This is a genomic window from Moorena sp. SIO3E8 (assembly GCF_010692445.1).
Classification (GTDB): Bacteria; Cyanobacteriota; Cyanobacteriia; order Cyanobacteriales; family Coleofasciculaceae; genus Moorena; species Moorena bouillonii.
This window is the reverse complement of record NZ_JAAHHM010000008.1, coordinates 26,123-52,696: the sequence shown is the minus strand read 5'-3', so window position 1 is coordinate 52,696 and position 26,574 is coordinate 26,123. Positions and strand designations below refer to the sequence as shown.

Here is a 26,574-nt window from a genome sequence, read left to right as displayed (position 1 = left end):
CGGATGGCAGGTTTGGTAGCTAATCTGCACCAATACCAAAAATTATTTGATTGTGCAATCTACCGAGGGGGAGTCCCTTAAGAACTTATGGAGTCTAGAAGTTCTATAGATCTCGATATTAGCCAATACTTACTACTATTGAAACGTCGTTGGCTGCCAGCGGTTGCTATTTTCCTATTTACAGTTATCTCAGCAGCCTGGTCTACCTTGTTTCTCAAGCCTTCCTATGAAGCTGAAGGAAAACTACTGTTTAAGATAGACCGAACCGCTTTCTTGACTGGGTTGGGGGAGGAAATTGACCAGTTACGCCCTCTGGTTGATGCCCAGAACCCTCTGAGTACTGAAGTTGAGGTGATTTACTCCCACCCGCTTCTGCAACAGATCATTGATCAACTAAACCTTACTGATAACGAAGGTCTACCTTTGGAACCGGAAGCCCTCAAAAGAAGGCTCACTATCAAAATTGTGGGTGGTACCGATGTGGTTAGGCTTTCCTACAAGGGTAACAACTCAGACAAAGGGGCGGCGGTGATCAATCAATTAATGAGGCTTTATATAGAGAATCAGATCCTATCCAAAAAGTCGGAAGCAGCAAAAGCCCGTGAGTTTATTACTAACCAACTTCCTCAAAGTGAAGCCAATGTCAGGCAAGCAGAAGCTGCTCTACGCCAATTTAAAGAACGCAATCAGGTTGTATCCCTCACAGAAGAAGCCAGGTCTTTGGTAGCGGTGATGGCTGACTTAGACAGCCAAATTACTACAGTTCAAGCTCAACTTGAAGAAGCCAATGCCCAAGCTGCTGGCTTGAGAAACCAGGTGGGTCTTAATCCCCAGCAGGCAATTGCTATCAGTGCCCTGAGTCAGTCTACTTCAGTACAGGGCGTACTCCAAGAACTGCAAGAGGTTGAGCGGCAATTAGCCGTTGGGAGAAATCGTTACGGTAAAAATCACCCGGTCATGATTCGGCTGACCAAGCAGCAACGCTCCCTCAGAGGTCATTTACAACAGCAGATTGATCAAATACTAGGCTCACAGAGTCTGGCTGGTACTCAGATACAAATTACTGAAGGGCTTTTAGAAGTTGACGAGCTCAAACAAAAACTGATTAGCGATTTTATTGAATCAGAAGTCAAACGTCGAAGTTTAGCAGAAGGATTAGCAACTCTTGCTAAGGCTAGAATTGCCTATGAACAACGGGTAAATGTTCTTCCTCGGTTGGAGCAAACTCAGCAGCAGCTTGAACAACGACTCCAAGCTGCCCGCTTCACCTATGAAACCCTGTTGAAAAATCTCAATGAATTAAAGGTCGCAGAAAACCAAGATACCGCTAATGCTCGCATCATTGAGCCAGCAATAGTCCCTAAAAAGCCCCTAGGTGATAAGAAATTAAAGGTGTTGGCTCTAGGGGTGATGTTGGGGGTCACACTAGCCACGACTGCTGTCTTGCTCTTGGAAATGAGAGACCGCTCTATCAAAACTCTCAAAGAAGTCAAGCAGTTATTAAGATATCCTGTGCTAGGGGTGATTCCAGTTTTCAAGCACAAGAAGCTCTCCCGTCGTCGGGATGACCTATTCTTCGGAGGGGAATTGCCCGTAACAGAGCAGCCTCATTCCATGGTCAGTGAAGTCTACCGGATGATTCAAGCGAATCTGAAATTTCTCAGGTCTGATCACCCACTTAAAGTTATTGTAGTCACTAGCTCCGTTTCCAAGGAAGGCAAATCTACGGTATCAGCAAACTTGGCCGCTGCTATGGCTCAACTGGGGCGTCGGGTCTTGCTGATTGATTCCGATATGCGTCACCCCAGTCAGCATTATATTTGGCAAGTAATGAATGTGGCTGGTTTGAGCCAGGTACTGATTGGTGAAGTGCCTCTAGAGCTTGCTATCTGTAAAGCCATGGAAAATCTTGATATTCTCACCGCTGGGGTAATGCCTCCTAATCCTTTGGCACTCCTGGATTCAAAGCAAATGGCTTCCCTGATTCAGGAATTTTCAACCCAATATGACTTTGTGATTATTGATGCCCCACCCTTACTTCTGACTGCTGATGCCCTTTGCTTAAGTCCAATGACTGATGGCATGTTGTTGGTGGCTCGACCAGGTGTGCTGGATTTTGCTAATGCTAATGTGGCTAAACAAATGTTAGATAGTTCCGGTCAGACGGTTTTGGGTTTGGTGGCTAATGGTGTCATTCAAAAAGATGAATCTATTGGTTACTTTTACCAGTCACAGGAATACTTCCATTATGGCTCAGTCAGAAGATTGGCACAGCGTCAAGCTCAGACTAAAAAAACCTCGAATGTTTCCCGGAGATGATTTAAAACTATGACTTATGACTACTCGCTATTCCCTAGAAGCAAACAGGATAAATTAAGGAGTTAATACCCTGGAATAATCCAGGGTATAAATAGAATAAAACCCTATTGTTTGATTAGTTACCTATTTTTTTATTAGTTAACGCCCTTAGTAAAGAACTACTGAAATTATTAGTGATAATTGAAACATTATATCAAATCCGGTTAATCACTTTCCAACCCAAATAATCCCTGGATGGGAATGGGAAATTACTAATCGGTAATCGTCAACTATAATTACTAATTACCAATTACTAATTACCAAATACCCGCTCCATAAGATGATGATTATTCAACCAGAAATGCTCTTATGGATTAGCTTTACTTATATATAAAATCTAGAATATTACCATGAAAACCCCTGTAATTGCTATTGGACTGGATGCAGCTGACCCACTATTGTTGGAGAAGTGGATGTCCCAAGGACATCTGAAGACCCTCAACAAAATACGGCAACAAGGAATCTATGGTCGCCTGAACAATACCGTTAACTACAACAATAAAACAGTTGAATTTTCATCCACTGAACCCTTGTGGGTGATGTTTTCTACCGGTTGTTTACCAGATAAAACCGGTTTTTGGGATACCATAAAATTTTATCCAGAAACTTATAAAGTAGTCTGCGACAAAATTTATAGTGGATACGATTATAAAGAATATAATCCCTTTTATGCCTTAGGGAATGACTACCGGGTTGCTGCCTTTGATGTACCAGTATCAGCACTGTCAGATCAAATTAATGGCTTACAAATTTTGGGTTGGGGGGGACATTATCCCTTTGTGCCAAGCCATTCCCAACCGCCGGAATTATTGCCCAATATTATTTCCCAATACGGCAAAAACCCAGTGCTCCATAAAGATAATGGTCGCTGGTGGGATCCAGTTTATTTTAAATGGATTCAGGAAGCTCTAAAAACAAGTATCTCCACCCGCTCAGAGATTTGTCGGGATTTACTTCAGCGTGAACCGTGGGACTTGTTCGTGACCGCTTTTGGTGAAACTCACAGTGCTGGTCATGACCTGTGGGACCGCAGCCAACCAGATCACCAGCTCTACCCTTACCAGAGCAAAAAGAATGGTAAGGCTGGAGACCCCATGCTGAAAATCTTTGAAGCGGTGGATGATGCGATCGCAAAAATTATCGCTGCTGCCCCTAAAGATGCCTATATCTTGTGTTTCGCAGTTCATGGCATGGCTGCCAATGTTACCGATTTGATGAGCATGATGTTCCTGCCAGAATTGCTCTATCGGTATAACTTCCCTGGCAAATATGCCATTACTCCCAGCAAAATCGGAGTCACTCCCCCACCACCAGTTACTCGTCCAATCCGCAACTCTTGGCCAGGGGAAGTATGGCGACAGATTTATGAACCCAATCCCATTAAGCAGTTGTTCAACACCTGGACCCATAAAGCCTTTTTACAATCTGGCCAGCACGGTTTACTCTCTCCTTATCCCCTCATGAAGCACAGAGTGCAATTGGGTTGGATGCCAGCTACTCTATATACTCCCCTGTGGCCCAAGATGAAAGCCTTTGCTTTACCCGCCTTTGCTGATGGACATATTCGCATCAACCTCAAAGGACGGGAACGAGATGGTATTGTTGAGCCTTCCGAGTATGATGCTCTGTGCGATAACCTAACAGACTTCCTTTATCGCCTTACCGATGGCAGGACAGGAGAACCATTAGTTAAACAAGTAGTGCGCACCCATAACGTAGCCACAGATGATAACCCCAAACTGCCAGATGCTGACCTAGTAGTCGTATGGCACGAATGTCCTACAGATGTAGTGGATAGTCCTGATGTGGGACGCATTGGTCCAATTACCTATAATCGTCCTGGTGGTCACCGAGCCAGAGGCTTTTTGATGGCAAGCGGACCAGGAATTACCCCAGGTTCTAGTTTGCCAGAGGCTCATCCTGTAGATATAGCCCCAACCATCTTGACCTTGATGGGAGCACCGATTCCCGACTACTTTGATGGCAAATCTCTACTTAGTCCGACTTTATCCATCTCAGCCTGACATATAAATCAACCCTAGGGATAGGGTTTAATTTCCCTATCTGGGTAATTCCTGAGCCTCTTAGATTCAGCAGGTTTAAGGGTGTAGATTCACTCTTACCTGGCCAGATGCTACTAACTTGAAACAATGTCATCCATTGCCTTAGTTCGCAACTATAGGATTGACCGATTTAAATCAGACAATTGCAGATTTAGATCAGGTTTTGTCTACAGGTTATCTGTTCACTAACACAATTTATGCCTAAAGTAAGCTCCTGTAGAACAGGAGCACTGCTTAATATCAAGTTCAAGAGTATGTTCAGGAGTATTAGTACTCTTAGGTCAGGGTTTACCCAAAACCTGTGAAATCCAGCAATATTAGGGTGTTGAAATGCCAGAATTGCGCCGCACCTTGCCTATTCCTTCACCAGCAAGCTTGCTACAGTTATATTGCCACTTTAACTATACCAAAAAGAATGCTCAAAATATGATATAAGTTCTGAAATAGTAATTTTTTGCATATAACATTATAACTACAATATTAAACCTATAATTTTTCACTATAAACCAGGGTTCATGAGAAAACTGTTGGCATTTTTTGAACCAATTTTCACTACTGTTTCCTTGGTGCTCTATTCAGGAGGAGTACTCACTGTAATTTTATCAGGAGGCAGAAGTGAGGGGGATGTCATACAAGAATTTGATTCCTCCCTCAGTAGATTGCTGTTCGTATTAATTTATCTTGTTACCTTTTTCCTCCTAGCACTAAGGTGGAAAAAGGTACTTTATGTCCTCAGTAAAGATAGGTGGCTCAGTCTGTTGGTGGGGATAGCAGTAGTATCTGTTTTATGGTCTTCTGAACCAACAACGACCATCAACCGTGCTGTTGCCCTAATTGGCACAACGTTGTTTGGTGTTTACCTCGCCAGCCGCTACACCATGAAAGAACAGCTAGAAATGCTGGCTTGGGCATTCGGAGTAGCAATATTGCTCAGTTTTATGTTTATTGTGGCTCTGCCGAAATACGGGATTATGGGGGGAGTTCATGCTGGAACTTGGCGAGGAATATACGTCCATAAAAATGTTCTTGGCAAAGTCATGGTGCCCAGTGCAGTTGTATTTTTGCTCCTGGCTATTCGGGGCAAAAAAAATAATTTACTGTTCTGGTGTGGGTTTGGCTTTTCCGTAATTCTTTTACTATTTACAACTTCAAAAACTGCACTGGTTAGTCTTATAATTATGTTACTCTCTCTATATCTATACCGGATGTTACGGTGGCGATATGACCTACTGATTCCGACTATATTTGCCATGACAACATTCGGAGGTAGCGTCTTAATCTGGTTGTTAGATAATGCAGACGCTTTGCTAGGTGCAATCGGTAAGGATGCTACCTTGACCGGTCGTACAGAGCTATGGCCCTTCGTGTTGGACATGATTGAGAAACAGCCGTGGCTCGGTTATGGCTATGGTTCATTCTGGAATGGCTTTAATGGTGAATCTGCCTATGTCTGGCGTGCAGTATTGTGGCCAGCTCCCAACGCCCACAACGGCTTGCTCGACCTATGGCTAGCTTTAGGAATCTTGGGAGTATCAATCTACCTAATTGGATTTAGTTTTAGTTTACTAAGAGCTATTGCTTGGCTTCGTGTAAGTAAAACATCAGAGAATCTCTGGCCATTATTGTTCTTAACCTATACCGTTTTAGCCAATATCACTGAGACATCAGTGATGATACAAAACAATATCTTTTGGGTACTCTACACATCTGTAGCTCTTTCGGTCCTTATTCCATTAGAGCGACAACAAAACCTATTGAAATGAATGAAAATTGTCAGTTATTAGTCAGCATTGTCATCAACAACTACAATTACGGTCAGTTTCTACCTCAAGCAATTGACAGTAGCCTGAGTCAGACTTATCCAAATACCGAAGTCATTGTGGTGGATGATGAGTCCACTGACAACTCTCAGGAGATTATCACTAGCTACGGTGATAAAATTATTCCTATCCTCAAGAAAAATGGTGGGCAAGCATCGGCACTCAATGCCGGTTTTTATGTCAGCCGTGGGGAGATTGTAATTTTTTTAGATGCTGATGATTACTTATTCCCTAATGCGGTGTCCGAAGTGGTAGCCGTTTGGAAACCAGGGGTAGTCCAGGTGCAATATCGTTTAGAGTTGGTCAATGCCCTTAGTGAATTCATTGGTATCCATCCAGCTCCAGACATAAAATTTGATAGTGGCACCGTTTGGCCAATTTTGTTGGAGAAGGGAAAGTACAGCAGTACTGTAACCAGTGGCAATAGTTTTGCACGGTCAGCACTAGCTCAAATTTTTCCTATACCTGAATCTGAATTTACCATAGCTGCTGACGGCTATCTAGTCACCCTGAACCCATTTTATGGGCAAGTGGTATCGATTGAAAAACCCCTTGGGGCATACCGACAACATGGGAATAATTTGTGGGCTTTTTCTAAGGGAACCATTCCCATTGAACGGTTCCGTCGGTCTATCAACCATGATTTCATCAAGTATAACTATTTAGTACGCAAGGCGACTGAGTTAGGCTATCACGTATGCCCGGATTTGAACTTTCGTGACCCCAATCATTTGATTCACCGTATCGCTTCTTTACGACTAGATCCTCACCATCATCCTTTTGCTTCTGATTCCCCTTTAGTTTTAGCTTACAAAGGATATTGCTCAATCTGGAAATATTCTAAATTTAATTGGAAAAAGAAGCTACTCTGGAGTCATTGGTTCCTGTGGGTAGGACTAATGCCCTATAGTCTTGTAAAACCAGTAATTTATTGGCCCCTTAGTTCAGCATCTCGTCCTAAAATTATTCTATGGCTAGTGAAACTAATCCGCCAAGTGATACGCATATTGACGTATAAACAATCGATCTATTAACTCATGTTAAATAGAGCTTAAATCCTTGGTATTATCTGGTTATTAATAATATTATTAGCTAATTATTTCAGCAGCTCGTGCTCAAATTATGCTCTGGCTAGGGAAAAAAATCCGTATTAATCCCTAGATTTGCGTAGTGCTTATCAGCAAAATTACTTAGGATAATCAGCAATATAGTCAATTGTTTTGTCGATTTTTATATAGGTAGAATTAATGGCGAAATAGCAGTGCCATATGACGAGAGAGTTGTTAGTGACTTTACCGAACTTTTTAATCATTGGAGCCCAAAAGGCTGGAACTACCTGGTTAGCCCATAATCTCAGGGAACATCCTGAGGTATTTATACCTGGCGATGAGATTCATTACTTTAATAAGACCTATAATCTCAACCAAGGTATTGAATGGTATAAACAACACTTTGCTGATGTTAATGGGGAAAAAGCAATTGGAGAAAAAACTCCTAATTACTTATGGATCGACCCATTACCTGATGCCCAGGGTAAAGTCTACTATGACCTTCTCGAAGAAATTCCCTATTCCCATCGGCTGATCTATGAGACATTGCCTGAAGCCAAACTTATTATAGTCCTAAGAAATCCAGTTGAACGAGCCATTGCTGCTGTGAATCACTTTATCAAAAATGGAGTTATATTTGTCAATGATGACCTTGATGAGCTATTAGTTGGTGATCAACAATCCCTAGTTGAGCGCTATGGCATCATTGATATGGGACGATATTATCGCCAACTGCAAGCCTACTATGACTACTTTGATCCTAAGCAAATGCTAATTCTAGTCTTTGAAGAAGACATTGCTCAAAACTCTGACGATTCTCTGAAAAAGGTTTGTGAATTCCTTGACATAGATTCTTCCTTTGATTTTAGTAAAAAGTATAAGAAAGTCCATCAAAGCACTAGTTCACCAATTGCTCGTTATCTGGGAACCCGTTTTCCATTGATGCGTGGCTTGATCAATCGTGTTGATCAACGCTTACCCTTACAACACCAAAAGCTTCGGCCCAGTCCATCAGCGATTCAAAAACTCTACACCATCTATGCCAATGACAATCAAAAGCTCTTCAAATTATTGGGGCGGGAGATATCGGCATGGTATAGCAAAGAATTAGTGGGACTAAGCAGCTAGTCAGCCTAAGGGTGAGCATAATGAAAAATTAGCCATATAAGCAGGGATAAATCAGATAATACATAAGTTGCCTTCAGAGGTATTATGATGCTAACTTTTAGAGTAATATCTTTGATTGCAACTTGGTATAAGTCATACCAATTCCCTGATTGTCTTCTTAGTCTGGGTAATCAGAGATAATTTTCGATCAGTTACCAACTTGGCAGATAATCCTGGCAGCGAAAAGGTATGATATAAACTACTTGATATGAATTTTCAATCCCTCAAATCCAGGCTCATTGGCATATTTCATAAATCCCTAGTACGTAACACGTTGTGGATGCTATTGGCTAAATTTCTGAAGATGATTGTCCAAGCGGCCTACTTCGTGATAATTGCTCGTACCCTCGGTGCTAAACAGTATGGTTTGTTTGCTAGTTTGACCGCTTTAGCGGCGATTATATCGCCTTTTGCTACCTGGGGTAGTGGAGATGTTTTAATTAAAAATGTCTCTAGAAACCGAGCCTTATTCAAGGAATACTGGGGCAATGCGCTGTTGATGATTTTTACCTCTAGTTTGGTGCTAATTGTCTTAGTGATGCTTATATATCCAGCTATTTTACCTGAAGAAACCTCGCCCCTGCTAATATTTTTCGTATTTTTGTCTGACTTACTCTTTTTGAAAATTTTAGCCACCGCTGGTCAGGCATTTATCGCAGTCAGTCAGCTTAAGCACACCGCTCAGATTCATTTTTTACTTAGTCTAAAAAATTTAGTGGCAACACTTTGTTTTGTCAGCTTCTTTCAGACATCAGATATTGTAGTTTGGGGAGCTTTATATATGGCTAGTACAGCAATAACAGCTGGGATTGGATTTCTGATGGTACATCGGATGTTAGGCACTCCTAAATTGGCCATATCAAAGCTCAAGCCAGAGATGCTTCAGGGATTCTACTTTTCTGTCAACCTTTGTGCTGAAACGGTTAACAACAATGTAGATAAAACCATGCTAGCGCGTCTTTCTACATTACAAGCTACAGGTATATATGCTGCTGCATACCGTTTAATTGATGTGGCATTTGTCCCTGTACAATCTCTGTTAGCGGCTTCCTATGCCAAGTTTTTTCAGAAGGGAGCCACTGGCATCGGAGGAAGTCTCAATCTGGCCAAGCGTCTATCACCAATTGCTGGTATGTACGGAATAGCTGCTGGTATCGGGTTGTTTATCTCGGCTCCAATGGTACCCTACATCATAGGTGAAGACTATACTGAGGTAGTCCATGCCTTACGTTGGTTAGCACCGATACCGTTTTTCAAAGCCATGCAGTTTTTTGCGGCGGACACCCTGACTGGTGCTGGATTTCAAGGTTTGCGTAGTAGCATACAAGTAACGGCAGCTCTGTTGAACTTTTCGTTAAACCTTTGGTTAATTCCTCTGTATTCATGGAAGGGAGCTGCCTGGTCAAGTTTAACCTCAGATTCCTTGAGGATGCTCAGCTTATGGCTATTAGTGTTTGTCTTATATCGACAAGAGGTGACCAGAAGCAAGCGCCTTCAAGAATCGGAACATTAATCTTTATCCCCTTTCTCTAAGAGGGATGCAACATAACATTCTTGGGTAATTGCTCATAGCTAATTGCTCATAGGTAATTGCTCATCGGTAATCGGTAATCGGATCACCATTACCCATGAGCTTGGCTGATTTTTACAAAAAATTTGCTGTTACTTAGGATGAAATTTCACTTTCTTTAATAAAGCTTTACATAATTTTTACGGATATTCTCTTAGAATCAACTAGAGCTAGCAATAAGTCTCTGGCAAAGCCAATCAGCACGTTGGCTTGCTTTTAATTCCTACCTCGGACTTTTAACTAAAGTCTGGGTAAAATGCTATTTCTCGTGCTTTTGAAAAACCTCCTAAGCAATCAAGGATAGCCAGTGATCAACTAGACCCCTCTACTATGGCAGGTAGGAGTTAGGTAAATACTGAGTCTACAAGACTTTGCCTACTTCTGTTCATCAAGTAGTTCGTCCAGTGACTCTACAAGTATTTATAGTCTATGACTAGCATCACCAAAATTTATCAATTCTTGATGCAGTCGCTCATGGTTTTGGGTCTGTGTGCGGAACTTGTTTCCGCACCTGTCTTGATGCAGTCGCTCATGGGGGAAACCCCCAAGACCGCGCTGCATCGCTGTAAACCCCGTGGAAACCACGGCAGTCGATCATGGGGGAGACCACGGCAGTCGCTCATGGGGGGAACCCCCAAGACCGCGCTGCCTCCCCAAGACCGCGCTGCCTCCCCAAGACCGCGCTGCATCGCTTTCAAGCCCTGACTCCTATATTGCTCCCATTAATACCAAGGGTTATATTGCTGACGGTTTTCCGATTTATCTCTTTTAAAAAGATGAACTAATCAAAGGGTTGGATATAGGTTAAAAACTCCAGCTATATTTAACTCGTTATTTAGATAAAAGTTATCAGTATCAAGTGGTAAAGTTACATAACTATTACTTATATATTGAAATAATATATTTAAACTATGCTTAATTGATGGAACATCTAGGTTATTGAACAATGATCAGTACTGATAATTATCATGACTAATTCTATAGCAGCAAACAACTGAGAGGAAGAGTAGCGGTATTTATGAAAATTACATTAGTATGCCATGATATTCCCTATCCGCCCATCCATGGGGCGCGATTAGACATGTGGCGAAGGATAAAAGCTTTCTCTAGTTTAGGGATTGATATACAAGTTATCTGCTGGTGTAGCCATACTCCAAAACCAGAGGAAGTCCTGGAAATTAGAAAGTATGCCAAGCAAGTTTTTTTTATAAAGTTTCCAAAGACACTCGGCTCTTTTATTCGGCGGATAATTGACTTACTCAAGTATCCTTTGGAAGTGACATCTAGAATTGTTAGAGGTAAAGAACTCAAGCTATTACTCTCTGATGTGGCTGCGTTTAATCCTGATGTCATCTTCCTACATGGTATTCACGGTGGAGAAGTAGCAAGTCAGTTAAGTCAACACTTGAATAGGCTGCTAGTTATTCGCTCTCACAATATCGAGCATTTGTACTATAACCGAAAACTTGCGTCTGCCAAAGGGTTAAACAAGCTCAAACGATATTTATCACTGTCTAACTTAGAAAAGTATGAAACAAATTTACTAAAAAAGAGTACTTTATTTTACGATATATCCCTAGATGACCTAAATTTTTGGATAAGTCAAGGATTGACAAATGGTCGCTACTTACCACCTCTGATTGAGTTTCCTGAAGAGAATAGGGAAGGAATATCCAGAGATAAACGAAGGACTAATCCTGTCTATGATATCGTTTTTTTGGGTAACCTCTTTTCGGACAACAATGTAGCGGGAATAATCTGGTTTATTACCCAAGTTATGCCTATAATACGTTTGGCATTACCAACATTTACTGTTTTAATAGCGGGTTCAAATCCTGTCCAGCACGTTAGGCAGCTATGTGAGGAAACTGCAGAAGTTGATCTGAAAATAAATCCAGTGTCTTCTACAGAAGTATACAAGTCGGGGCGCGTTCTCATTAATCCAGTTTCAGCTGGGAGTGGCGTTAGTATAAAGTCCCTAGAAATGCTAGTTTCTGGTAGACCGATTGTTTCTACACCACAGGGAATAGCAGGTCTACCAGAAGAGGTTCATCACTACTTTGAAATTGCTGTAGATAAGTCATCCTTTGCCGAAGCAATTATCAGATTTTTGTCCGATCCTTTCAGAGATAATGTTAATCCAGGTGTACTTGAGGAATTGTTTGGTTATAAAGCAATAGCAGGGGTTATTTCGGAACTAGATTCTATTGTTTCACTTTCCAAGTCTAACCAGTTAGCTCGATCTAAATCTTGATATACCAGTTATTAATTGGGTGAGGGTCTACGCCCTTGGAGTTAATGGGAGTAGGGATTAGAGGTTGAAAAAAATGACTTGACCTCATAACTAGGAAAAACGCGATCTCGCTCCATCTAAATATTGATAGTTTTTATACTATTTTAGAGTTTAGTGGTGATTAAATTTTAGTTAGCATTTTAGTTATCATGGTTGATCATAATTTAGATGTTTATTTTAATAAAATACCACTAAAAATTGATTAAAACTAAAACTATTAACTATAAATTAACTGAAAATATAAAGAAATATAAATGAGGAAACAACGTTTAATTACTAATACCAGCTACTATCTTAGCTCGTGGTTTTTGAATCACTGGCAAGTTGGCAAACGCCCAATTTTGATATTAGGTCATGGTCGCAGCGGTACAAGTTGGGTCGGGAAAACATTGTCCACCGCAAATCGTGCTATATACTACTACGAGCCATGTAATCTAGATATTACTGGAAAAGGTAACATGGATACATGGTTCCGATATACACGACCTGGTGAGCGAGATGACTTGCTTGAAAATGCTTTTGATAATGTCTTCAAAGATCTACCTTTTGGAGGAGGTTGGTACCGAGGTTTCTGGGCTAGAGCACTGCCTAATTATCAAATCATCGTGAAAGATGTAGCATCTCTGATGTCCATCGAGTGGGTTTTCAAGCGCTACAATCCAAAACTATTGGTAATTGTTCGACATCCTTGCCCCACCGTATTATCAGAAATTAACAAAGAAACTCCTGCTGAGCTTTCCCGAGATACTCTATTACATCAATCTAGCTTATTTCAAGATCATCTCGAACCCTACCGTTCAGTGATAGAGGCAGCAAAAACGCCAATAGAAATATTTTCAGCTATCTGGGCAGCAAGACATCGTGTTGTAGCCGATGCATTGTCTCGAAATCCTGAATGGTTATTGATCTTTTATGAGGAATTATGCTTAGACCCTATTGGGAAGTTCAAAGAGCTATTTGAGCAGTTTGAATTGCCATGGAATAGGCGGGTAGAAAACCATGTACTCCAAAGTTCAACTAACAACATACCCGGTCGTTATTCCAAGGTACGTATAAGCAACCAACAAATAAATAAATGGAAACAAACGATGAACCAATCTGAAGTCGAGGTTGTGCGTAATTATGTTAAACTATCCGATCTACCGTTTTATCAGTCTGATCAATTCTGGTCACTAGAAACCTGAGATCGTTTACGTTTTTTTAAAGCTATTAAGTAGTTTGCGGCAGACACCTTGACTGGTAATGGATTTCAAGGTTTAGGTAGTAGCATGCAAGTAACGGCAGCTCTAAAGTTAACCAAAGCTCAATGGAGTAGGTGCAATATGAAAATTCTTGCCCAACCAGCCTTTAAAGATCGTGACAAAAACCCTTATACCTGGCTAGTTTACAGCTACCTAGCTACTTTGGGGGTTGATGTCCATGAGTTTTCTCCTCAAAAATTGCTGATAAATCATTATTCTATCTGGCATCGGCACTGGCCAGAACGAAACTTAAATGAACCTAACTTCTTCAAAGCGATCGCAAAAACGTTAGCTCTATTATTCTTGATGATTTTGGCTCGCTGGCGGGGGACAAAAATTGTCTGGACAGTACACAACTTAGCCTCTCATGAACAGCTTTATCCGCAACTAGAGGCTTGGTTCTGGAAAGTGTTTACAAGGCAGTTGGATGGTTACATTAACCTTAGCAAAACTGGGATGAAAGCTGCCCAAAAGCGCTTCCCTGAGTTAAAGAATATTCCTGGTTTTGTAGTACCCCATGGTCACTATCGAGGGCAGTATCCTAATCAAGTCAGTTCTCAAGAAGCTCGCCATTATCTAGGAATTCCAAATTCGGCGAAAGTATTGCTTTTATTTGGCAGAATTAGACCTTACAAAAATGCTCCTCAATTGATGCGAGTTTTCCGACAGTTTTTTGACCCAGAAGCCATACTCTACATTGTGGGGAGTCCAGAATTTCCTGAATTAGCAGCAGAAATTGAAAGGGAATCCGCCTTAGATAAACGATTGCGAATCAACCTAGATTTCATACCCCAAGACCATATGCAATGGTACTTCAGTGCTGCTGACTTAGTTATTTTGCCCTACCGCGAGATTTTAAACTCTGGTAGTGCTTTCTTAGCACTCTCTTTTAACCGACCCATATTAGTTCCTAAAATTGGCGCTCTCCCTGAAGTTCAAGAGCAAGTTGGTGAAGAATGGGTCTATACCTATACAGGAGAAATTACTGATTATGACATTGAAAAAGCTTTAGATTGGGCATTAAACACTCCCCGTCCAGAACAAGCTCCCCTAGACGCTTTTGATTGGCAAGAACTAGCCAATAAAACGATTAATGCCTACAAGGAAATTGCCAGATACTCCAGGAATAGAAGGAATAAATTGCAATAGCTGAACCAGAATCATCAATTTATTGATGCCTGCAAAATTCGTGGACTACCTCACTACATAAATGAGTTTTTTGGGGTAAAAAAAATCGGTTTAAAACCGTAAGCATAAGCTGAAAGCACCTCAAGTAGCGTGGCTATTCCCGTAGCGTGGCCTTTGACACCTCAAGTAGCACCTCAAGTAGCGCATATGCTTACGGTAAGCTGATCATTTTTATTGGTCTTATTGAGATAACTAAAGCGATATTTTTTTACCAGAAATACCGGCATTTTTTACCAAATAAGCTTTTTCTGCTATTTTTTCACCCCCTCAGGGATAAATGGCTGAAATAATTAAAGCTAAGCATATTAGGTGATGGTTTCTAGGAGTCAAAACAAGTTAATGATTGGACGACGTGAATTATTACTGGGTTTAGGTAGCTTAGCCAGTGTCGGCCCTCTGACCAGGTGTAAATCTATCAGACAAAGTAACTCAATTCAAGCTATTGATGACCCGAAGCGAGACTTTGCAGTAGCTCAAGGAGCTTCTTTAAAAGAGCGTGCAGCAGCAAAAGGATTAATTTATGGAGCCGAGAGTCGATTCCCAGACCTATCCTCAAACCCAGCCTTAGGTACCCGTTTTGCTCAAGAGTGTGCCATGCTGGTTCCCGGATGGGGACTAAAATGGTTTGTTTCTACTCCTTCTTCCCCTCCCCTGTGCCCTCACCCCCATCAGTTTGACTTTACGGCTGGGGATTGGATGGCAGACTTTGCCAAGACTCATCGATTGCTGTTTCGGGGACATACCCTAATTTGGCACATCTCGTTACCCCCTTGGTTTGAGGAGACAGTAAACCGCCAAAATGCTGAACAGTTCTTGGTTAGACATATAAAGACAGTGGCTGGGCGTTATGCTGGACAAATGCACTCGTGGGATGTGGTGAATGAAGCGATCGCTACCTTCCAAGGACGGGCAGATGGTTTACGCAAAACGCCATGGTTAAAATTTTTAGGTCCGAAATACATTGACCTAGCCTTTCGCATTGCAGCTGTTGCTGACCCCAAGGCAATGTTACTCTACAACGAGTATGGACTGAGTTATGATTCGAGTGATGAGCAAGCCAAGCGTAGGGCTGTCTTGAAGCTACTAGAGGGGTTGAAGTCTCAGGGAACCCCCTGTCATGCCCTGGGAATCCAGGCTCACTTGCGAGGGAATAAACGGATTAACCCCCAAAGCCTGCGGAAATTTCTCCGGGATGTGGCGAGTATGGGTTTTAAAATCTTGATTACTGAACTAGATGTCAGAGATGACAAGTTACCTTTGGATCTGACTGTACGCGATCGCATGGTGGCTCAAGCTTATGAAGATTATCTGTCTGTGGTACTTGATGAGCCAGCCGTGATTGCAGTAGTGACCTGGGGATTTAGCGATCGCTACACATACTTAACTAGCTTCCATCCCCGGTCAGATGGTGCGCCAGTGCGACCTCTACCTCTCGATGCAGATTTCAAGCCCAAGTTAGCCTGGAATGCGATCGCTCGTGCTTTTGATAATGCTCCTAAACGTTGAATCATTAGACCTTTGGGGAAATTAACTTTCAGCTGAGATATCAATTGGGTTATTGATTCATTTTCAAGCCTATGTTTATATATAGGTTTATATATAGCAGTTCTCAATTGGGTGAGGTAGAAAGTCCTGGGTTAATGGGAGTCGGGAGTCGGGAGTCGGGAGTCGGGATGCAGTACGTTCAAAGGGGAAACCCCTTTGAACGCACTACCTGCCTTTGAACGCACTGGCTGCCTTTGACCGCGCACCCGTCGCTTTACGAACGACGTTTTGCTTGGTCAAAGGCTTCACAAAGTTCCTCGAAAGAACAACCCAGTATTTCAATCAGGAGCCTGACGTGCTTTAAGCGTGGTTCTGCTTTGCCATTTTCCCAGTCACTAATCGTCGTAATGCTGACACCAACAGCAATGGCTAATTTCATTTGAGTCAGATTGACATGTTCCCTGAGTTTTACCAGGGTTAGAGGTTGATCTTCTTGGCTTTTCATAATAAATTGTTATTGTTCAAGAAAACTTGAACGGTTTGCTTAAATAGGGCTTGCGGATGAACTCTACATGTAGTGTTATAGTTACCCTCTAAAAGCTACATGTCGTGTGTCGATGGCTAAATTGCGTAAGCCCTAATTAAAATAGGGCAGTTAACTTTGTTTTCTGCCCTTTTCTTGAATGCCCTTCAGCAGCAAGCAGTGTGGCGACCTCACATAGGGTTATTAGCTAGTTCAGTAAAATACCTGACCACTAACCATACCGTAGATAAATTTTCTGTAAAATGTTTGCACCAAACAGCTAATATTCCCGAAGCTATGCCAAGCTAGAGGCAAATCATCGCGCAATCGAAAGTAAGCCGCTTCAACACCAGCAGACTTACCTGATCAGGGGAATCTAACCCGCAACTAATCACGGTGACATTTCCCAAACCTCTCTATCGAGTAGGTGTAGGCTTCTCGCCAACCCCAGCCATCGCTATTTCCTTACAGAAACGCTTCCGTGTTCGGGTATAAGGCAAGCTTTACTTCTGACGGGATGCCCCACCGTCAAATTTCTGATTTTGATTGCTTTATCCACAGGAGGTTTGATGTCTACTGTCGTTAACCGGTGCATTTTCGGCTTTGGTCATCAACTTTAATAGACTTTAATTCACCATTACTTGCTCGTCTATTATAACTGATTAGACAAAAAGTGAGAAGAATTAGACAAAAAATAAGCAGAACTGTCACGCTGCGTTCAATCCCACGCATTTATTAGTACATATGTACTAATAATTCCGGTCATCAATCCTGCCCGCTGATCATGAGGGGCTGTTTGCCCAAGTAAGCCTCTGCACATGGTTTACCCCATCTCACGAGCTTTCCAAGGTGTAAAGATGGGTCGCTGATGGTAGTGGAAAGTAATTTGGCCCCAAATTCAAGTGTCTCAAGGAAAACCTATAAGGAAAACCTATGTTGAATTATAAAGAAAAGCTCAATCCCTGGATCATTGTCCTTCTGCAACCCAAGCTCAGTAATATCACCGTTGGCCGATTCCGACGGCGCGGCAATGCTGAAGAACATCTACGGGTTTTAAAGCAGATGATGCCTGAGGCAAAATTTTCCATAATGTTTGATGTGGAGACTATTAGGGAGGATGTTGTTAACTAGTGGCTAAGGTAAGTCATTAGTAATTACTCATCTGTCATCAGTAACTACCGTTAGTTACATACTCCCACACGCTTATCAAAGATTAAAGTGTGGGCTTCTTACCAACTCCACCCAACGGTATCGGCTTTCGCCGACGCTGCGCGAACGGATACACGGGTTACTTTATTAACGATACGGTCAGAAGTTACCGCTTAAAGAGTGGAGCCTTTATGGTTAGCAGGCTATGGGTAAAGGGTTAAAACTTATTGATTAAGGCGACCCTGTCTTGATGCAAAGCGCGAGTGGGGGAAACCACGCCAGTTGCTCATGGTTTGTTCGCGTTCGCCTTTGGCGTGGCCTACGGCCAAGCGTCGCCAAAGGCGATAGTTACCGTAAGATAGTGGAGCCTTATTAACAAATATTTAACCCTTTTCTGCATAACCTGCTAACTATAAAGGCGACCCTATCTAAGGTTTCGTCTCCGGGGGAGACCCCCAAGACCGCACTGGCTCCCCAAGACCGCGCTGCATCGCTCTTCTAAGGTTTCGTCTCCGGGATGCCCCGACCCACCGGAACAATATAATGAGTTCTATTTTAAGCACTTAGGTGGCGGTTAGCTCTTAATTTGATTTACCCTACTACTTTCATTATAGACGATATAGGCGATATAAACGATTTTGAGTTCCCTGCTTGGTAAAAAAACTCTGTCCGCGATTCATCCCATGTTCGTTGTGAGGCTTCTCGCGGTTGAAGCTAAGGACTAATAGAACTCTGCTGAAAATCATGGCTCTACTGTTGGTCAGGTCTGAGCTAAACGTTAATTTTCCCAGAGTTCTAATTACTAATGACTAATGACTTTTTGAGTAGGATTAGTTAACCGTTTAAGTCAAACCCCTAAAAGAAATTCGGCTGATGGCGAATTAGGTTGAGGAATTCCTCACGAGTTTTTTGATCCTCTTGAAAAATCCCGACCATCGCACTGGTAGCGGTCCAAGACCCTGGTTTTTGCACACCGCGCATCACCATGCACATATGGGTAGCTTCCATCACCACAGCCACACCCTTTGGATCCAAGACAGCTTGAATGGCTTCGGCAATCTGGCGAGTCAGCCGTTCCTGAACTTGCAGTCGCCGTGCATACATCTCGACCACACGGGCTATTTTACTGAGTCCTACCACTTTTTGGTTAGGGATATAGGCGACGTGAGCCTTACCCATAAATGGCAACATGTGGTGTTCACAGAGGCTAAAGAAATTGATATCCCGCACGAGTACCATTTCATTATGACCTTCGTCAAAAATTGCCCCGTTGACTATTGCCTCTAAAGACTGATTGTAACCACTAGTCAAGAATCGCATTGCCTCGGCTACCCGCTTAGGGGTTTTGAGCAGTCCCTCTCGTTGCGGGTCTTCACCAACACCCAATAGGATAGTGGTGACAGCGTTGATCATCTCCTGGTTCAGTTCTTCCAAAGGAGCTTGTAAATTGGGCTGGTGACCATTCTGGGTATTGCGCTCAGGACGGGTCTCTAGCTGATGTTTCTCATTACCATTGATACTTTTAGCAGTTGAAACAGATTCAACACGGTTGAAACCATTGGAAGAAGCAATAGTCATGATTAATCTGATTAGATTGTAAACAAAAATGAACTTGATATTGCCAGACCATAGGGACAGGTTAAATTGACACAGCAATAACCTTTCAGTGAACCAAAAGTGTGCTATTATTTGTACCTATACCCTAAAGAATCCCGGCACTGGGCATCAGAGTCAAGGACTCGATGACAGCCTGTTGTGGTAGCTCGACGGTGTGCAAAATTGACTGGGCAACAATTTCTGGGGTCAACATCCCTGACCGATTTAATTGCACCTGAACTGTATCTGTATCCCATAAAGGGGTATTGACTGCACCTGGACAAATGCTTACTACCCGGATACCATGGCGGCTTTCCTCCGCTGCTAGAGTCTTGGAGAGGGCAATCATACCTGCCTTACTAACGCTGTAAGCCCCCCATTTAGGCAAGGCTTGCTTAGCAGCAATTGATGCCACGTTAACGATCGTGCCTCGGTGTTGGGCACGCATAGCAGGCAGAACCCCCTGGATGCACTGAAACACACTGGTCAGATTCAGGTCAATTAAGCGCTGCCAATCTGATAGCGGTGTCTCACTGAGATATCTAGCGTAAGCCATTCCCGCATTATTGACGAGAATAGTGATAGGAGCAAAATCTGCTGTGATTTTTTCTATCCAAGATCTAACCTGCTCCAGATCAGCTAAATCATATGGATAAGCCTTAGCTTGCACCCCAGCTGCCCTAGCAGCAGCAGCAACCATCTCTAAGTTGTTCCGGGAACGGCTGACTAAGGCTACACTGATTCCTGCCTTAGCAAAGGCTAAAGCTGTTTCCTTGCCAATACCACTGCTCGCTCCAGTAATTATGGCGCGTCGCTCAACAGTCGATATCATCAAATTTTACAAGATTTTGTTACAAATGCTTGTCTACCGTCTCGATAAAACTCAGGATTGATCCGAAGCAAATGCCCACATAACGCAGGTATTTGGTTTAAATCTGCTAGCTTTAAATCTGCTAGGTCAGCTACCAGGTCACCAGAGGTGGACGCCGTTGAATTAAGCTTAGGTTTAGTGAGTTGGTTAGGCACCGAGATTATAGACACTCCCTTAGGGCAGTTAATCTCCAAAGGCACAGCTAGGTTTTCGGTGTATCCGAAATTGTTTAGCAAACTGACTAACTACCTTAGACTATTGTGAACAATTGTTAATTGTATCATCATCCGCAGACTATTCAGCTACCATTCGGCTGTCAATAATAAACTTTGAGGATAGAAAAATCGGGATACGGTAATTCGTAATTGGGCTACCAACCTAAACATCAGACAAAATGCGGAGCATGATTAGCTCAATACCCCAGAGGATGAACCCCTTGCTATATATAGCAATATCATCTGTCACGCCTTAAGTTAGTAGCCGTAGCCGTAATTGGCAGGCGAACCTAACTATACTTGAGATTAGTCCACTTGAGATCAGTCCTTAGTTCAGCAACAGTTCAGCAGCAACGCCTTGGCGACTTGACAGATATACCTCTGACCCATTTACCTGTTAACTCCTTCAAGACTAACTTTCTAGAAAAATCCCCATATTTCGGAACTTCTGATAGCGCAAATCCCGGCGCTGTTGAGGGGTTAATTGAGTTAGTTCTGCCAGGTTTTCCAATAGAGCCTCTTTGAGGATAGAGGCGGTTGCCAAGGGATCCCCATGAGCTCCTCCTATGGGTTCCGATAAAACTTTGTCAATAATCCCTAATTCTTTGAGGTCCCAAGCGGTAATCTTTAACGCTGCTGCTGCCTGCTGTCCTTGGCTAGCATCTTTCCAAAGGATGGCGGCACAAGCTTCTGGGCTAGCTACGGTGTAGACAGCGTTTTCAAACATCAAAACCCGATCACCAACACCAATTCCCAAAGCACCGCCGGAACCTCCTTCACCAATGACTGTACACATAATGGGGACATCCAGACGAAACATTTCTCGGAGGTTATAAGCGATCGCTTCTCCTTGTCCGAGTTCTTCCGCCTTTACACCAGCCCAAGCACCAGGGGTATCAATAAAGGTCAAAATTGGCATATCAAAGCGATTAGCGTGTTCCATCAGCCGCATCGCTTTACGGTAGCCCCCAGGGGAAGCCATCCCGAAGTTGCGAGCTACATTATCTTTAGTATCACGACCTTTTTGATGTCCTAATATTACCACAGCACGACCCGCCAAAGAGCCAATCCCCCCTACTAGGGCTGGGTCATCATAACCACCGCGATCGCCATGCAACTCAAACCACTCATCAGTGATTGCCTGAATATAATCGAGGGTACTTGGACGCCTAGGGTGACGAGCTAGCTGTAGCCGTTGCCCTGGTGATAAACTATTAAAAATTTCCTGACGCAGTTGGATTGCTCTTGTCTCCAGTTGGCGGATTTGGTCAGAAACATCAACATTGTTTTCCTCTGCGAGTTCCCGAATTTGCTTAATTCGTTTTTCCAGTTCAACCAGTGGCTTTTCAAAGTCGAGACTAAAGGTTCTGTTTTTTGCTGGTGACATAGTTACTGGTCATTCGTCAATGGTCAGTGGGTTTCTGTGTAAGATTACAGGCCATAACTCCAGATTAGCAAACCCATCAAAAATAGATTGGAATCCCACGCTTCTCTTATATCATCTGGTAGCATTAAAATTTTTGACAACTTAACATTTTCCTCAATCATTTGCCTGAATTGACCCTATGCCCATCTTCCCATCTCCCTATCACTGTTTACAATTGACGATGTAAACTGTAACGATATGATTACTAGGCATTATTACTAGGCGTAGGGCTAATCTAGCGCGGACTTGGCTTAATCCCCAAATCTAGACATAGTGTCATTGCTATTGACCTGAAACTTTGCCAGATTGGTGAATTACTGGGGAAAATAGAGATCTCAACAAAAGGATGGGGAAGATTGGGAAGTAATACCATTGAAGATCCACATCATAAGTAGCTTCAGGGGAATAAATACCCCAGCTGGTTTTTCTTCCCCGGTCGCCCATAGGCGGGATTCGCACACTACCTGGGATTTTTGATGAGTAAAATTCGTTACACAGCTATCTATCTCAATGAATTGGATGACTATATTCCTTATTACCAATCAACTTAAAAATTTAGCGCGAGGGTTTCAGGAAGATGAGATTGTGGCTTTAGTGGAAAACTATCTGCACTGGGAACAAGAGCAATGAGTGTCAGCACGACGAATATCCCTGATCTTGACTTAACCAACTTCACTATTTTGGTGATTGATGATAATCCTACCAATTTAGGAGTAGCTGTTGATTATTTGGAAGATGCTGGTTTGACGATTTTGGTAGCCCGCAATGGTGAGAGTGGCTTGAAGCGAGCTAAATACGCCCATCCAGATATTATTTTGCTGGATGTGTTGATGCCAGGGATGGATGGCTTTGAAACCTGCCGCCGTTTGAAAGGGGATGACGAAACCAAAGATATTCCTGTAATTTTTATGACGGCTTTATCCGGTATAGAGGATAAGGTGAAAGGATTTGAGCTTGGGGGAGTCGATTATCTTACTAAACCGATTCAGTCACAGGAAGTGTTAGCAAGAGTCAAGGTACATTTACAACTGCGTTCCTTGACCAAAACCCTTGAAGACCAAACCAAGACCTTGGAGCAGCAGAATCGACGTCTGAAAACAGAAATCAAACAGCGCATGGAAGTGGAAGCAGAACTCAACGAAACCCTGCAACAGCTGCAAGCTACTCAAGACGAGTTGATCCAATCTGAAAAAATGGCTGCTCTCGGACAATTAGTGGCTGGAGTTGCTCATGAAATTAACACTCCCTTAGGTGCTATTAACTCCTCAGTTAGGAATCTTGCCAACTTTTTAGCTCACCACCTCAAGCAGTTACCTTCCTTTTTTCAAAAACTTTCAAAGGAACGCCAGTCGGATTTCTTTACCTTACTAGAACGCTCCAGCCAACAAACGACTCCTTTATCTACTCGGAACGTCAAATCAGAAAAGCCTTGACCGGCCAGATGACATCCCACTCGATTCAAAAAGCAGCAAAACTCGCCAATATTTTAGTGGGAATTGGGGTTTGGGACGACCTAGACACCTTGTTGCCTCTACTGAAAGACCCAGAGGGAGAAAAAATTTTACAAACTGCCTATCAATTTGCTAATCTCCAAACCAGTACCCGTAACATTGTTACCGCTGCTGAACGAGCTGCTAAAGTGGTGTTTGCCCTGAAAACTTATGCCCATGATGATTCTAGTGGTAACAAGATAGAGGCAAATATTATTGAAGGGATTTATACTATTTTAACTCTCTATTATAACCAACTCAAATACGGTGTAGAAGTAATCATAAATTATGAGGATTCCTTGCCTGCTATTCTTTGCTATCCCGACCAACTTAATCAAGTTTGGACGAACTTGATTCACAATAGCATTCAAGCTATGGATAGTAAGGGAACCTTAACCATTGATGTCAGACAGCAGGATGATCAGATAAAAGTCAGTTTCACTGATAGTGCTAAAGGAATTCCCCCGGAAATTATACCAAAAATATTTAAGCCTTTTTTTACGACTAAACCCCCTGGAGAAGGGAGTGGTTTGGGGCTAGATATTGTCAAAAAGATTGTGGATAAACATCAGGGTCAGATTGAGGTGGAGTCGGTGCCTGGAAAGACGACATTTACAGTAGTGTTACCAATCGAGATAGTTTCAGAGTAATATCCTAAATCCTATAGCCCTGCGCTTTATAGCAAGGGAAGTATAGTTTATGACATAGTATTTTCGTTTAAAGGGAACAGCGGATCTGGGAACAGCGGATCTGGGAACAGAAATATGTCTTAACCTTTACTTCGACTGCTATAACTATTAAACAACTGCTGCTCAAATAACATATCCTCCTGATTTGTCAAGTATTTTAACGAACATTACTGAATCTTTTAATTCCTAGAGAGACTAATTGGTTGGAGCCCAAGATAGTAACTGGAAGTTTAACTAAAACTTAAATAATTATTAATGTAAAGTACCCTTTGTTTACTAAGTTTCGCAAAAATTGTCAAGTCCTTGTCTTGATGCGTCGCTTATTTAAAAATACTGAATCCTTTACTCCGTCTAGGATTTAGAACTATGACCATAAAAAATAGTGAAGATTTGTCACTTATTTGGTTAAGGTTATGTCTTCTTTCTATAAGTCTGTGTATACTAATAATTGTTGGTTGGCTGAAGTTAACAAACCTGAAGCTAACGGACATTTAAATTTACTGCTTTTTAGATGAGCTTTAGAGGTCTAGTGATAACAAGGCTTAGCCTCTGAATATTTCTCTATGAAATCTAAATTTAAATGTCCTAGGAGTAGACCACACCAAAAAAGGTTAGATAAGGATAACCTAAAAATGAAGATGATGCAAAAATTATTGCAAAAGCTAAAAACAGCAACAGTCATAGTACTGATCAGTGTTTTTGTTCTGTTAAGTTCTGGATGGACTAGCACCGCAGTTGCTCAAAACCCTATGGATGAGCTCGTAACGGGCTATGTATCTAAAGTAAATGTCGTCGATCTCAAGCGAGCCATCTTCTTTTACGAGGAGCTTTTGGGCATGGAACGGGATACTTCCCGCGATACACCCAGTTGGACGCAGTTCTTTTACCCCAACGTGCCTGGCACCCTAATTGGCCTCTACGAAGACCAACCTACAGGAACGGGAGAAGCCGTACTAACACTAGTTGTGAAAGATATATTTTTGGCTAGGGATTTCCTCATCTCTGAAGGGATTGATGTGTCACCGATTAAAGATGTTGGTGCAGGAGTTATATTAGCATTCTTTAAGGATTTTGATGGCAACACGTTAAGCCTTCGCGAGAACTTGTTGTTCTAGTTGGTATTGACTTTTCAGTGACTGTTTATAAGGTAAATCTAATCACCGCTTAAGTCACAGAATATTGGTGGGTTACGGCAGATAGCTCTGTTCAAAGGTGAGCTTTTACAGATCTTGCAGCCTAACCCACCCTACGCAAGGATTGAAGCAAAGTTTAACAAACATAAACAGTCTTTAAAGGGGGTTTTTAACCAGCATTTGGAATTATTGGAATTATTGGGATTACAAGACTAGGACTACTTCAAGCGATTACTTCAAACAACGGCTATCTTAACCCAACTATTTTCAAATAAAGCGTTTCGCTCAAATTTCGGATGAATCCGAACAATATAAATAGACTTCTGATCACTAACAGATGTTCTATGTTCCGCTTCGGTAATTTTGTACCAATCTAGAGCAAAGCATTCACGGCTGTACAAGCTGTAGTAAATATCATGGGTTGTTAACAGGGATGGTGCTAGTTTAAATTGAATAGATTCTCCTTTTTTCAAGGCACCATAGTAAAACTTGGTTTCTGGATTCGGTACAGGTAAGAATACTTTTTTAACAAATGCCTGGGGTAACCATTGCTTAAAGCGCAACAGGTTGAAAACATAATAATTTAACCAGACATGAAGCCAATTTTTTCGTTTAATCAGGTCACGGTAAAAGCTGTTAATATCAGTAGGGGCGTTAATTTGCTTGGCATCTACGACTTTAACACCATCTGCTTTAACAGTAGGTTGCTCTATTGTGTCTGACCAGTGATAATACCGCAAACCTAATAAGTATTTACCTGGTTTTAAGCTCACGGATTCCCATTGGTTGTCTCCGGATACGGTGAGGGAGCTGATATTAGTGATGGTTTCAAAATCTGGTAGACTGTAAACTACTAATGTCCAGGATTGGGCTGATTGTTTAGCTGCACTGGCATCAAAGCTAATTACCTCTTTGACCTGAATCGGTCCAACTAGAGAAATAATAGCGTGAAGATTCCAACGAGCTCGACTCATTGCCCAAATTAATTTGATGGGCTTTTTTAAAAACTCGGCTGATACGAGTTGCCACTGGAGATTTTTAGTATTTTTTTTGGAGGTAAAGTATCCCCCTATGGTTTGCATCACAAATCTTAGGATGCGGGAAAAGATGAAGGAGAGTATGGATAAGGGGATTTCCCAGAAAAGCTCTATATTATTCATTTGTTTGTATAGGCTAAGGAGCAGGGAGCAGGGAGCAGGGAGCAGGGAACAGGGAACAGGGAACAGGGATTAGGGATTAGGGAATATT

General features: G+C 42.2%; 24 protein-coding genes. 17 read left to right on the top strand and 7 right to left on the bottom strand.

Translation table 11 applies throughout. The features are described from left to right. Positions 1 to 87 precede the first annotated feature (87 nt). From F6K46_RS05740 to F6K46_RS05715, 6 genes are all read left to right on the top strand, one after another. Positions 88 to 2,319 (top strand): polysaccharide biosynthesis tyrosine autokinase, encoded by a 2,232-nt coding sequence (locus tag F6K46_RS05740; RefSeq protein ID WP_293054609.1) that lies wholly within the window; start codon positions 88 to 90, stop codon positions 2,317 to 2,319. Positions 2,320 to 2,708: 389 nt separating this feature from the next. After that, on the top strand, positions 2,709 to 4,382 hold the full coding sequence (locus tag F6K46_RS05735) for an alkaline phosphatase family protein (protein ID WP_293054607.1): 1,674 nt from the start codon (positions 2,709 to 2,711) through the stop codon (positions 4,380 to 4,382). Positions 4,383 to 4,936: 554 nt separating this feature from the next. Beyond that, a complete protein-coding gene (locus tag F6K46_RS05730; RefSeq protein WP_293054605.1) occupies positions 4,937 to 6,184 on the top strand; it encodes an O-antigen ligase in 1,248 nt (415 codons plus the stop codon). Then, positions 6,181 to 7,275 (top strand): glycosyltransferase, encoded by a 1,095-nt coding sequence (locus F6K46_RS05725; protein ID WP_293054603.1) that lies wholly within the window; start codon positions 6,181 to 6,183, stop codon positions 7,273 to 7,275. Before F6K46_RS05730 ends, F6K46_RS05725 begins: the two co-directional genes overlap by 4 nt. A 234-nt stretch (positions 7,276 to 7,509) precedes the next feature. Beyond that, positions 7,510 to 8,418 carry a sulfotransferase domain-containing protein gene (locus F6K46_RS05720; protein WP_293054601.1) on the top strand — a complete coding sequence of 303 codons (909 nt, stop codon included), beginning with the start codon at positions 7,510 to 7,512 and terminating at the stop codon, positions 8,416 to 8,418. A gap of 247 nt (positions 8,419 to 8,665) precedes the next feature. Continuing rightward, positions 8,666 to 9,970, top strand: a complete 1,305-nt coding sequence (locus tag F6K46_RS05715; protein ID WP_293054599.1) for an oligosaccharide flippase family protein — start codon at positions 8,666 to 8,668, stop codon at positions 9,968 to 9,970. A gap of 477 nt (positions 9,971 to 10,447) precedes the next feature. On the opposite strand, the gene F6K46_RS05710 is transcribed toward F6K46_RS05715, so the two are convergent. Beyond that, positions 10,448 to 10,588, bottom strand: a complete 141-nt coding sequence (locus F6K46_RS05710; RefSeq protein WP_158069478.1) for a hypothetical protein — start codon at positions 10,586 to 10,588, stop codon at positions 10,448 to 10,450. Between the two features lie 13 nt (positions 10,589 to 10,601). Between F6K46_RS05710 and F6K46_RS05705 the strand changes: the two genes are divergently transcribed. The 5 genes from F6K46_RS05705 to F6K46_RS05685 all read left to right on the top strand — a co-directional run bounded on the left by F6K46_RS05705 (position 10,602) and on the right by F6K46_RS05685 (position 16,255). Further along, positions 10,602 to 10,799: a hypothetical protein gene (locus F6K46_RS05705; RefSeq protein WP_293054597.1), complete on the top strand. Its 198-nt coding sequence runs from the start codon at positions 10,602 to 10,604 to the stop codon at positions 10,797 to 10,799. Positions 10,800 to 11,045: 246 nt separating this feature from the next. Further along, positions 11,046 to 12,281, top strand: coding sequence for a glycosyltransferase (locus F6K46_RS05700; RefSeq protein WP_293054594.1), 1,236 nt, complete (start codon positions 11,046 to 11,048; stop codon positions 12,279 to 12,281). A 293-nt stretch (positions 12,282 to 12,574) separates the two neighbouring features. Further along, positions 12,575 to 13,504 (top strand): sulfotransferase, encoded by a 930-nt coding sequence (locus tag F6K46_RS05695; RefSeq protein ID WP_075897700.1) that lies wholly within the window; start codon positions 12,575 to 12,577, stop codon positions 13,502 to 13,504. Between the two features lie 138 nt (positions 13,505 to 13,642). Next, entirely contained in the window at positions 13,643 to 14,710 is a 1,068-nt protein-coding gene (locus F6K46_RS05690) for a glycosyltransferase family 4 protein (protein WP_075905855.1), read from the top strand. Positions 14,711 to 15,088: 378 nt separating this feature from the next. Beyond that, a complete protein-coding gene (locus F6K46_RS05685; RefSeq protein ID WP_229415232.1) occupies positions 15,089 to 16,255 on the top strand; it encodes an endo-1,4-beta-xylanase in 1,167 nt (388 codons plus the stop codon). A 253-nt stretch (positions 16,256 to 16,508) separates the two neighbouring features. Here the strand turns inward: F6K46_RS05685 and F6K46_RS05680 are convergent, their stop codons facing one another. Next, positions 16,509 to 16,739 (bottom strand): helix-turn-helix transcriptional regulator, encoded by a 231-nt coding sequence (locus F6K46_RS05680; RefSeq protein ID WP_070391839.1) that lies wholly within the window; start codon positions 16,737 to 16,739, stop codon positions 16,509 to 16,511. Between the two features lie 156 nt (positions 16,740 to 16,895). Between F6K46_RS05680 and F6K46_RS05675 the strand changes: the two genes are divergently transcribed. The 3 genes from F6K46_RS05675 (at position 16,896) to F6K46_RS05665 (ending at position 18,282) form a co-directional block, all read left to right on the top strand. Continuing rightward, a complete protein-coding gene (locus F6K46_RS05675) occupies positions 16,896 to 17,066 on the top strand; it encodes a hypothetical protein (RefSeq protein WP_158069477.1) in 171 nt (56 codons plus the stop codon). Between the two features lie 624 nt (positions 17,067 to 17,690). Further along, entirely contained in the window at positions 17,691 to 17,888 is a 198-nt protein-coding gene (locus F6K46_RS05670) for a hypothetical protein (RefSeq protein WP_081431101.1), read from the top strand. 268 nt (positions 17,889 to 18,156) lie between these two features. Next, positions 18,157 to 18,282, top strand: coding sequence for a hypothetical protein (locus F6K46_RS05665; RefSeq protein WP_293054585.1), 126 nt, complete (start codon positions 18,157 to 18,159; stop codon positions 18,280 to 18,282). Positions 18,283 to 18,761: 479 nt separating this feature from the next. Here F6K46_RS05665 and folE read toward each other — a convergent pair whose 3' ends face one another. The 4 genes from folE to accA all read right to left on the bottom strand — a co-directional run bounded on the left by folE (position 18,762) and on the right by accA (position 21,975). Beyond that, positions 18,762 to 19,484 (bottom strand): GTP cyclohydrolase I FolE, encoded by a 723-nt coding sequence (gene folE / locus F6K46_RS05660; protein WP_075906212.1) that lies wholly within the window; start codon positions 19,482 to 19,484, stop codon positions 18,762 to 18,764. Between the two features lie 124 nt (positions 19,485 to 19,608). Next, positions 19,609 to 20,334: an SDR family oxidoreductase gene (locus tag F6K46_RS05655; RefSeq protein WP_198954090.1), complete on the bottom strand. Its 726-nt coding sequence runs from the start codon at positions 20,332 to 20,334 to the stop codon at positions 19,609 to 19,611. Then, on the bottom strand, positions 20,334 to 20,609 hold the full coding sequence (locus F6K46_RS05650) for a hypothetical protein (RefSeq protein ID WP_143727664.1): 276 nt from the start codon (positions 20,607 to 20,609) through the stop codon (positions 20,334 to 20,336). Before F6K46_RS05650 ends, F6K46_RS05655 begins: the two co-directional genes overlap by 1 nt. A 391-nt stretch (positions 20,610 to 21,000) precedes the next feature. Next, positions 21,001 to 21,975 (bottom strand): acetyl-CoA carboxylase carboxyl transferase subunit alpha, encoded by a 975-nt coding sequence (accA, locus tag F6K46_RS05645; RefSeq protein WP_070391836.1) that lies wholly within the window; start codon positions 21,973 to 21,975, stop codon positions 21,001 to 21,003. Between the two features lie 665 nt (positions 21,976 to 22,640). Here accA and F6K46_RS05640 point away from each other — a divergent pair. The 3 genes from F6K46_RS05640 (at position 22,641) to F6K46_RS05630 (ending at position 25,308) form a co-directional block, all read left to right on the top strand. Next, complete coding sequence (locus tag F6K46_RS05640; protein WP_081431239.1) at positions 22,641 to 23,447, top strand: response regulator; 807 nt, start codon at positions 22,641 to 22,643, stop codon at positions 23,445 to 23,447. Next, a complete protein-coding gene (locus F6K46_RS05635; protein ID WP_143727665.1) occupies positions 23,444 to 24,154 on the top strand; it encodes an ATP-binding protein in 711 nt (236 codons plus the stop codon). The genes F6K46_RS05640 and F6K46_RS05635 overlap by 4 nt, the downstream gene beginning before the upstream one ends. Positions 24,155 to 24,825: 671 nt before the next feature. Further along, positions 24,826 to 25,308 (top strand): VOC family protein, encoded by a 483-nt coding sequence (locus F6K46_RS05630; protein ID WP_075900701.1) that lies wholly within the window; start codon positions 24,826 to 24,828, stop codon positions 25,306 to 25,308. 254 nt (positions 25,309 to 25,562) lie between these two features. On the opposite strand, the gene F6K46_RS05625 is transcribed toward F6K46_RS05630, so the two are convergent. Continuing rightward, on the bottom strand, positions 25,563 to 26,486 hold the full coding sequence (locus F6K46_RS05625; RefSeq protein ID WP_293054564.1) for a DUF6208 family protein: 924 nt from the start codon (positions 26,484 to 26,486) through the stop codon (positions 25,563 to 25,565). Between the last annotated feature and the right edge of the window lie 88 nt (positions 26,487 to 26,574).

Excerpts from the sequence above, each read along its gene's own strand:
- F6K46_RS05740 (WP_293054609.1), top strand. The coding sequence starts at position 88 with ATGGAGTCTAGAAGTTCTATAGATCTCGATATTAGCCAATACTTACTA.
- F6K46_RS05735 (WP_293054607.1), top strand. The coding sequence starts at position 2,709 with ATGAAAACCCCTGTAATTGCTATTGGACTGGATGCAGCTGACCCACTA.
- F6K46_RS05730 (WP_293054605.1), top strand. The coding sequence starts at position 4,937 with ATGAGAAAACTGTTGGCATTTTTTGAACCAATTTTCACTACTGTTTCC.
- F6K46_RS05725 (WP_293054603.1), top strand. The coding sequence starts at position 6,181 with ATGAATGAAAATTGTCAGTTATTAGTCAGCATTGTCATCAACAACTAC.
- F6K46_RS05720 (WP_293054601.1), top strand. The coding sequence starts at position 7,510 with ATGACGAGAGAGTTGTTAGTGACTTTACCGAACTTTTTAATCATTGGA.
- F6K46_RS05715 (WP_293054599.1), top strand. The coding sequence starts at position 8,666 with ATGAATTTTCAATCCCTCAAATCCAGGCTCATTGGCATATTTCATAAA.
- F6K46_RS05710 (WP_158069478.1), bottom strand. The coding sequence starts at position 10,588 with ATGCAGCGCGGTCTTGGGGGTTTCCCCCATGAGCGACTGCATCAAGAC.
- F6K46_RS05700 (WP_293054594.1), top strand. The coding sequence starts at position 11,046 with ATGAAAATTACATTAGTATGCCATGATATTCCCTATCCGCCCATCCAT.
- F6K46_RS05695 (WP_075897700.1), top strand. The coding sequence starts at position 12,575 with ATGAGGAAACAACGTTTAATTACTAATACCAGCTACTATCTTAGCTCG.
- F6K46_RS05690 (WP_075905855.1), top strand. The coding sequence starts at position 13,643 with ATGAAAATTCTTGCCCAACCAGCCTTTAAAGATCGTGACAAAAACCCT.
- F6K46_RS05685 (WP_229415232.1), top strand. The coding sequence starts at position 15,089 with ATGATTGGACGACGTGAATTATTACTGGGTTTAGGTAGCTTAGCCAGT.
- F6K46_RS05680 (WP_070391839.1), bottom strand. The coding sequence starts at position 16,739 with ATGAAAAGCCAAGAAGATCAACCTCTAACCCTGGTAAAACTCAGGGAA.
- F6K46_RS05670 (WP_081431101.1), top strand. The coding sequence starts at position 17,691 with ATGTTGAATTATAAAGAAAAGCTCAATCCCTGGATCATTGTCCTTCTG.
- F6K46_RS05665 (WP_293054585.1), top strand. The coding sequence starts at position 18,157 with ATGCAAAGCGCGAGTGGGGGAAACCACGCCAGTTGCTCATGGTTTGTT.
- folE (WP_075906212.1), bottom strand. The coding sequence starts at position 19,484 with ATGACTATTGCTTCTTCCAATGGTTTCAACCGTGTTGAATCTGTTTCA.
- F6K46_RS05655 (WP_198954090.1), bottom strand. The coding sequence starts at position 20,334 with ATGATATCGACTGTTGAGCGACGCGCCATAATTACTGGAGCGAGCAGT.
- accA (WP_070391836.1), bottom strand. The coding sequence starts at position 21,975 with ATGTCACCAGCAAAAAACAGAACCTTTAGTCTCGACTTTGAAAAGCCA.
- F6K46_RS05640 (WP_081431239.1), top strand. The coding sequence starts at position 22,641 with ATGAGTGTCAGCACGACGAATATCCCTGATCTTGACTTAACCAACTTC.
- F6K46_RS05630 (WP_075900701.1), top strand. The coding sequence starts at position 24,826 with ATGAAGATGATGCAAAAATTATTGCAAAAGCTAAAAACAGCAACAGTC.
- F6K46_RS05625 (WP_293054564.1), bottom strand. The coding sequence starts at position 26,486 with ATGAATAATATAGAGCTTTTCTGGGAAATCCCCTTATCCATACTCTCC.